Source organism: Vibrio sp. 10N.222.55.C7, from assembly GCF_041473335.1.
Classification (GTDB): Bacteria; Pseudomonadota; Gammaproteobacteria; order Enterobacterales; family Vibrionaceae; genus Vibrio; species Vibrio crassostreae_C.
In genome coordinates, this window is record NZ_JBFRSC010000040.1 from 168,470 (window position 1) to 176,278 (window position 7,809).

The 7,809-nt window shown below is 46.5% G+C and carries 8 protein-coding genes; all 8 read left to right on the forward strand.

What is annotated here, in order from left to right; translation table 11 throughout:
* Nucleotides 1–24 precede the first annotated feature (24 nt).
* Genes AB4482_RS15180 through AB4482_RS15215 form a run of 8 tightly spaced genes read left to right on the forward strand, consistent with a single transcriptional unit; the run spans nucleotide 25 to nucleotide 7,763 of the window.
* Entirely contained in the window at nucleotides 25–528 is a 504-nt protein-coding gene (locus AB4482_RS15180) for a thioesterase family protein (RefSeq protein ID WP_017062279.1), read from the forward strand.
* Nucleotides 515–1,195, forward strand: a complete 681-nt coding sequence (locus AB4482_RS15185; protein WP_372136911.1) for an outer membrane lipoprotein carrier protein LolA — start codon at nucleotides 515–517, stop codon at nucleotides 1,193–1,195. Before AB4482_RS15180 ends, AB4482_RS15185 begins: the two co-directional genes overlap by 14 nt.
* A complete protein-coding gene (locus AB4482_RS15190) occupies nucleotides 1,167–3,539 on the forward strand; it encodes an MMPL family transporter (protein WP_372181161.1) in 2,373 nt (790 codons plus the stop codon). Before AB4482_RS15185 ends, AB4482_RS15190 begins: the two co-directional genes overlap by 29 nt.
* Nucleotides 3,536–4,159 carry a DUF3261 domain-containing protein gene (locus AB4482_RS15195; protein WP_029235193.1) on the forward strand — a complete coding sequence of 208 codons (624 nt, stop codon included), beginning with the start codon at nucleotides 3,536–3,538 and terminating at the stop codon, nucleotides 4,157–4,159. Before AB4482_RS15190 ends, AB4482_RS15195 begins: the two co-directional genes overlap by 4 nt.
* A gap of 5 nt (nucleotides 4,160–4,164) precedes the next feature.
* Entirely contained in the window at nucleotides 4,165–5,364 is a 1,200-nt protein-coding gene (locus AB4482_RS15200) for a beta-ketoacyl-[acyl-carrier-protein] synthase family protein (protein WP_017062283.1), read from the forward strand.
* Nucleotides 5,357–5,821, forward strand: a complete 465-nt coding sequence (locus AB4482_RS15205) for a hotdog family protein (RefSeq protein ID WP_017062284.1) — start codon at nucleotides 5,357–5,359, stop codon at nucleotides 5,819–5,821. Before AB4482_RS15200 ends, AB4482_RS15205 begins: the two co-directional genes overlap by 8 nt.
* Nucleotides 5,818–6,543 (forward strand): 3-ketoacyl-ACP reductase FabG2, encoded by a 726-nt coding sequence (locus AB4482_RS15210; protein ID WP_017062285.1) that lies wholly within the window; start codon nucleotides 5,818–5,820, stop codon nucleotides 6,541–6,543. The genes AB4482_RS15205 and AB4482_RS15210 overlap by 4 nt, the downstream gene beginning before the upstream one ends.
* Nucleotides 6,540–7,763 carry a beta-ketoacyl-ACP synthase gene (locus AB4482_RS15215; RefSeq protein ID WP_017062286.1) on the forward strand — a complete coding sequence of 408 codons (1,224 nt, stop codon included), beginning with the start codon at nucleotides 6,540–6,542 and terminating at the stop codon, nucleotides 7,761–7,763. The genes AB4482_RS15210 and AB4482_RS15215 overlap by 4 nt, the downstream gene beginning before the upstream one ends.
* The last annotated feature ends 46 nt before the right edge of the window (nucleotides 7,764–7,809 follow it).

Here is a 7,809-nt window from a genome sequence, read left to right on the forward strand (position 1 = left end):
ACGCAATATTGTTGAGAGCGATTTATGTCTGAAATCCTTCACCCATTACAATCTGAGGTGACGCTTATCACCTCATTCCAAGATGCCGACCCAATGGGCGTGATCTATCACGGCAACTACTTCCGATTCTTTGAAGAAGTTAGGCGCATCATGATGGATAAGATTGAGTACAACTACCATGAGATGAAGGATTCTGGCTACATGTGGCCTATCATCGATACCCGCGTGAAATACATTAAGGCGATACCGTTTAATCACAAGATTAAGGTAACGGCGAAACTCACCGAGTGGGAAAATCGCCTGCGCGTCGATTATGAAATTCATGATGCTCTAACCGGTGCTCGAATGACACGTGCTCACACCATGCAGGTTGCCGTCACCATCGAAGAACAAGAGATGTGCTTTGCCTCACCCAAAGTGTTTACTGACAAAGTCGAACACTGGCACCAATTTGGTTGCTTACCTCTAGCAACTGAACATCAAACACAAACCTCTAACCCACAGCAGGTGAACCATGAATCTGTTTAAACGCAGTCGCAAATACATCAATATCGCGCTAATTGGACTTACTGCGATGATGGCAAGCGGCCTTGTAAGCGCCAAAGAAAACTCTGCTGCTGTCAATTCTATTTCAGAGCTGCAGACGGTGCTCAGCGAAAATAGTATTGTGCGTGGTGAGTTCACTCAAACACGCAATATGGAGATGTTCGCCCAGCCTTTAACGTCACAAGGTACATTTCTGTTAGACAAATCAAGTGGCTTACTCTGGACACAAACCACTCCGTTTCCCGTGAACTTAGTGCTCACCGATAACAAACTGAGCCAAAGGTTTGCCGATCAACCCGCAAAAATCATCACCGACGAAGAAAATCCAATGGCGTTTTATTTCAGCCATATCTTCTTGTCAGTGTTTCATGGGGACACGCAAAAACTTCAGGAACAGTTCGCACTCAATTTTGAGCCCGCAACTAACACCAGCTCTGATGAAAATGTACAAGCATGGACACTGACTCTAAAGCCCAAAAATGCACCGATGAATGCGGTGTTTGAGGCTATCACGCTGCAAGGCAACAGCGATATTGAACGTATTGAGTTGAAAGAGATTCGTGGAGATAGCACAGTGATCGAATTCAGTCAGTTAAGCCATCTACCGGAAGTATTATCAGATGCTGAAGCGAAACAATTCCAACTCTAGTCTTGCCCTTGTTTGGCTTGTTGTTGTAATGCTGTTTAGCGGGTTGTTGACCAAACAATTCGCTTTTTCTTCGTCGGTACCGATTGAAAGCAACATTCTAAAGTTACTGCCCGAAAACCAGCAAGACCCAATGGTAGAGCAAGCCTTTCAGCAGATATCCAGCTCGATGAGCGAGCAAGTGGTATTTATCATAAGCGCTCCCGATATCGAACAAACCATGGTTGCGACCGACGCTTTTGAAAAAGCTCTCAACCAAAGAACTTTTTCAAGTCAGCCAACTCTGTTTAAGCAAGTTCAAGGTAAAATCAACGCCAGCACTCAAAGCCAGTGGAGCGATTTCTATTTTCGTCACCGATCTCAACTGCTGACCCAACAACAAAAAGAGACGCTGACACACTCGCCTGATTCGCGAGCTCAATATGTCATTCAGTCTCTGTACAATCCATTCTCAGGCGTCACTGCAGCAGAGTTATCTCTCGACCCATTCTTGTTATTTCGCGACTACATCAGTGCTATTGGCGTCCAATCAAGTAACTTTGTTCTGAAAGAGGGCTATCTCACGGCCCAGTCGAATGAGCAAACTCATATTTTAGTCACGGCTACTCTGGCGGACTCACCTTATAGCTTGGCGATTCAAGAACAACTTCCAGATCTTGATTCAATTGAGCGCGAGGTCGAAAAACAATTTGGCGTCAAGGTGCAGCATACTGGTGTGGTGTTCTACGCCAATTACGGTACCGAAAGCGCGAAATCAGAAATCAGTACCATTGGTTTGGGCTCATTGGCAGGCGTTATTTTATTGGTGTGGCTGACATTTCGTAGTGCGCTACCACTTGCCTTATCTTTACTCTCAATCAGTACAGGATTATTGGTTGCACTGGCAAGCACTGTCGCTATCTTTGGTAAGGTGCATCTATTCAGCTTGGTGTTTGGCGCTAGCTTGATTGGCGTATCCATCGATTACTCTTTTCACTATCTCAGTGACCGTTTGGCCGCAGGAAGCCACTGGCAGAGCGATAAAGGCCTAAAGCATATTTTCATTGCCATCACTCTAGGTTTAATCACCAGCTTAATCGGATACTTAGGGCTACTGGTTGCGCCATTCCCAGGCTTGCAGCAACTGGCTCTGTTTTCGTCGATTGGACTGATCGCAGCTTACGCCAGTGTGGTGTGCTGGTACCCCGTTTTAGCGGTAAAACCAGGCCAAGAGCGCCCTCTTCCCCTGTCGAAACTTTGGCATACTTGGTTAAGCCTTTGGAGCAACCAAAAATTTAGAATTGGCTTACCGTTAACAGTGACTGTCGTTAGCTTGATGTCACTCAGTCAAATTCGTTACGACGACGATATTCGCCAGCTTCAGGCTATGCCCGAACAACTCAAACAACAAGAGCAAGCCATTACTGAGATATCAGGGTTAGGCAGTGGTCAAAATATGCTTTTGGTCACAGCTCAGAGCGACCAAAAGCTACTCAAAAAATTGACAGAAATCACCACAAGCTTAGATTCGCTGGTCAATAGCCAAGGTATCTCCGGGTATCGCAGCATCAATCAACACTTGTTAAGTAAACAAGAACAGCATGATAACTATCAGTTGGTTGAACAACTCTATAGTCAACAAAGCCATATATTACAAAGCTCACTCGGTTGGTCTACGTTTCCAGAACTACCAAAATTCGAACCAATCACGGTATCTGGATTTTTGGAGTCTCCAGTCTCAGAGCCTGTTCGACCACTTTGGTTAAAACCTATCGACGGGCAAGCAGCGTCGGTCATTTTGATAAAAGACGTCACTGATGCTGAGCTGTTCTCACAGTGGTTGGAGTCAGATTTTGCTCAGAAGCAAGGTGTGAAACACCTCAATAAAGCGGATGAAATCTCCTCTCTTTTTGCTGAGTACCGCGTCAAGATTACCGAGCTGTTATTGATAGCATTGGCAGCTATTGGCATGCTGTTAGGCTGGCGCTATGGTGTGAAGCAAAGCCTGTTAATGCTGTTGCCTTCATTGATTGCAGGCGTAGCAGGTTTGGCGGTCACGGGCATTTTAGGCTCGACACTGAACCTATTTAACCTGCTTGGTTTGATTCTGATTTTAGGGATTGGCATAGACTACACCCTGTTCTTTGCTGAGCAAAAGAAATCGCTGAGCACCTTATTAGCGATCACCTTGTCAGGTCTCACAACACTACTTTCATTCGGCTTACTGTCGCTGAGCCAGACTCATGCTATTCATAGCTTCGGGGTGACGGTTCTGACAGGGATCTTTGTCGCTTGGCTGCTTTCTCCACTCGCGATCAACAGTAGTAAAAACGTAGAAGGACCAATTACTCGAGAGGCTTTTAGATGATCCAGACATTAAAGGTAACCTTCGCCATACTAGTGGGCATTCTAATGAGTGCCTGCTCGATGGTTTCTCAGCAGCCAAGTGGTGCGAGCGTGTCTATCGATCAAGACACCGATCTAGCACTACCACTGCCAGCTGAACTGGGATACTCATTAACAGCCAGTCAGTTGATTAGCGCTACGTGGGAAAATGATACACAGCAGCTTCCGGTTCAAGTCGAAGTCACACCAGGTAAAGTGGTTTTGGCGGGGTTCTCCTCTTGGGGTACTCGCATTCTATCGCTGCAATACCAGAATCAAGTAATTGATACGCAGGTTTTGTCTGGGCTTGGCGCAACTTTGCCACAACCTGAACAGGTGCTATTTAATTTAATGCTTACCTTATGGCCGGCTGAAGCATGGGCTCAGCCTTTACAAAGCATAGGTTGGCACCTAGTCGATACCGACAAAACAAGAACCGTATTTGATGAAAACCAACAGGCAATCATTCAAATTGATTACCAAACAGATCCTGGTACACACAAAACGGCAGGCGACATTGTTTTCAAACATTTGACCCTGGGCTACAACATCACCATACAAACGTTGAACTCAACGATTGTCGACAATCCAAGTAAGAGTTGAACACTATGCCTATTTACATCCAAGACTGTGGTTTCCACTCAGCGCTAGGCTCAGAGATTGCCGATATTCATGGCTGTCTAAAAGACGAGCGTGAATCAAATATGGTCGAAGTGCACGATATGCTGAACGATGGTAAACACACTGTCGTTGGTCAGATCGCGGGTGAACTACCACCGATTCCTTCAGATCTTACGCAATACGCCACTCGCAACAATCAACTGGCGCTGTCGGCTCTTCACCAAATTGAAGATTCTATCGAGCAAGCCAAATCTCAGTTTGGCGCAGATAGAATTGCTGTTGTTATTGGCACCAGCACATCTGGGATCTCCGATGGTGAAGCAGTCTTCAAACAAAAATTGGCAAACGGCGAGTTTCCAGCAGATTACCATTACTCAAAACAAGAGCTTGGTGATACCTCAGAGTTCGTTAGCCAGTATTGCGCATTAACGGGGCCAAACTACGTCATATCTACGGCTTGCTCATCCAGTGGCCGCGTATTTCTGACCGCCCAGCGCTTATTAGATTCAGGTATGGCTGATGCCGTGTTAGTGGGTGGTGTGGATACATTGTGTAAGCTGACACTCAATGGTTTCCACGGCCTTGAAGCACTCTCAACAACACATTGTAAGCCATTTAGTGCAACCCGAGAAGGTATCAACATAGGAGAAGCAGCGGCATTTATGTTGCTCAGCAAAACAAAGTTAGCCGGTGTTAATGCAGCACAAGACACGTCAAACATTGCCTTATTGGGCTGTGGGGACAGCTCTGATGCACACCACATTTCAGCGCCTCACCCTGAAGGCAATGGTGCTGAACAAGCAATGAAAAAAGCGTTACATTCTGCACAGTTAAACGCAGAAGACATTGGTTATATCAATGCACATGGTACAGCAACGCCACTCAATGACTCGATGGAAAGTAAAGCCATTCATCGTATTTTTGCAAACAAGGTTCCCGTCAGTTCTACCAAACCGCTGACCGGGCATACTCTAGGCGCAGCAAGTGCGATTGAGGCTGCAATTGCGTGGCATATTTTGAAATATGACTTACCGCTTCCCTTACAAAAATGTCAGGATAAAGCTGAAGATATTGAGATTGATTTGGTAAACTGTTCACAGAAACTTAAAGCAAAGAACATCTTAAGCAACTCGTTTGCTTTTGGTGGCAACAACATTAGCCTGATTTTTGGTGTAGTAAATGACTGATATCCCTTCTGTAGACCAACTTCTCCCTCACGATGATCCGATGATATTAATCGATCGTGCTATCAGCGTAGAGGCGTTGTCGATCCACTGTCAGGTCGATATTGGTGACCATAATCTGTTCTTTGACGCCGAATCTCAAACGGTACCAGCATATGTTGGAATCGAGTTTATGGCGCAGTCTGTAGCGGCATGGTCTGGATATCACGCACTTAAAAACGGCACCACGCCCCCAATCGGATTCTTACTCGGCTCTCGTCGCTATAAATCACTGTGTGATGAGTTTACTCAAGGTCAGACCCTTGATATCTACGCCGAACAGATGATGGAAGACAGCGGTATGGCTGTGTTTACCGCAAGAGTCGAAGACCGAGGTGAGTTAGTGGCTCAATGCCAACTCAACGTCTACGTGCCGACCGAACAAAAATTACAAGAAATGAAAACTAGGAGCCCATCATGAGCCGTCAGGTTTTAGTCACTGGTGCCAGTAAAGGTATTGGTAAAGCGATCGCTATTCAACTCGCGAAAGACGGGTTTGAAATCGCCGTTCATTACATGGGTGACAAGCAAGGTGCTGAAGAGACGCTAAAGTCGATCACCGAACTGGGTGGCGCTGGACGTCTTATTCAATTTGATATCAGCAAACGAAGCGAGTGTCGCGAAAAGCTTGAGTCTGATATCGCTGAACATGGTGCTTACTATGGTGTAGTGAACAACGCGGGCATTACTCGTGACACTGCATTCCCCGCGATGACGGAAGAAGAGTGGGATGGTGTGATCCATACCAACCTAGATAGCTTCTACAACGTACTTCACCCTTGTGTAATGCCTATGGTTCAAAAGCGTAAAGGTGGCCGTATCGTCACTCTAGCGTCGGTATCCGGCATTATGGGTAACCGTGGTCAAACTAACTATGCTGCAGCAAAAGCGGGGGTGATTGGCGCAACTAAGTCTCTTGCTCTAGAACTCGCAAAACGCAAGATCACGGTAAACTGTGTCGCTCCTGGCTTAATTGACACAGGTATGGTTGACGAGCACGTGAAAGATCATGCACTTCCTCAAGTACCACTGCGCCGTATGGGTGAGCCGGAAGAAGTAGCCGGCCTAGTCAGCTACCTAATGTCTGATATTGCAGGCTACGTAACTCGCCAAGTGATTTCAGTAAATGGAGGCTTAGTATGACCCGCCGCGTTGTTGTAACTGGAATGTCTGGTGTTACTGCTTTTGGTAACGACTGGCAACAGATAGAGCCTAAGCTAAAGGCCTGTGAAAATGCGACTCAATATATGCCAAGCTTCGAGCAATATGATGGTCTCAACACAAAACTTGCCGCGCCTATTGATGACTTCCAACTGCCTAAACACTACAAGCGTAAGCAAGTGCGTGGCATGGGCCGTGTATCACGCCTAGCTACCGTTGCGACTGAGAATGCATTGGAGCAAGCCGGCTTAATTGGTCACGATGTATTGACCAATGGCGAAACTGGTATCGCTTACGGCTCTTCAACTGGCAGTACCGATGCGGTTGGTGCTTTCGGAGTAATGCTGAACGAGAAGTCGACACGAGCAATCACAGCAACCACTTACGTTCAAATGATGCCACACACAGCCGCGGTAAACGTAGGTCTGTTCTTTGGTCTGCGTGGCCGCGTGATTCCCACCAGCAGCGCCTGTACTTCAGGAAGCCAAGCCATTGGTTACGCCTATGAAGCGATCAAGCATGGTTACCAAACCGTAATGGTTGCCGGTGGTGGTGAAGAGTTATGCCCAACTGAGTCTGCCGTTTTCGATACCCTTTTCGCTACCAGTTTAAAAAACGACACACCCAAGAAATCCCCTAGCCCATACGACAGCGAGCGTGATGGCTTGGTTATCGGCGAAGGCGCTGGAACCCTGATCCTTGAAGAGTACGAACATGCTGTTGCTCGTGGCGCAAAGATCTACGCAGAAATCATAGGTTTTGCGAGCAACTGTGATGCGGCTCATGTGACTCAACCTCAGATGGAAACCATGCAAATCTGTATGGAGAAAGCATTGAGAGACGCACAACTTCCAGCTGAGAAGATTGGCTATGTTTCTGCGCACGGTACTGCGACTGAAAAAGGTGATATTGCAGAGAGTAACGCGACAGCGAATATCTTTGGTGAAGTACCAATCAGCTCTCTTAAGAGTTACTTTGGCCATACGCTTGGTGCATGTGGTGCAATTGAAGCGTGGCTCAGCCTAGAGATGATGCATAGCGGTTGGTTCAGCCCAACCCTAAACCTTAAGAATGTCGATGAACAGTGCGGCAAGCTCGATTACATCACGGGCTCAGGTCGCGAATTGGATGTTGAATACTTGATGAGCAACAACTTTGCTTTTGGTGGAATCAACACCTCTATCATCTTCAAGAAAGTCTAAGCTTAGCTACATAAAACGCTAAGTAAATAAAAAGGTTCATCGCGGA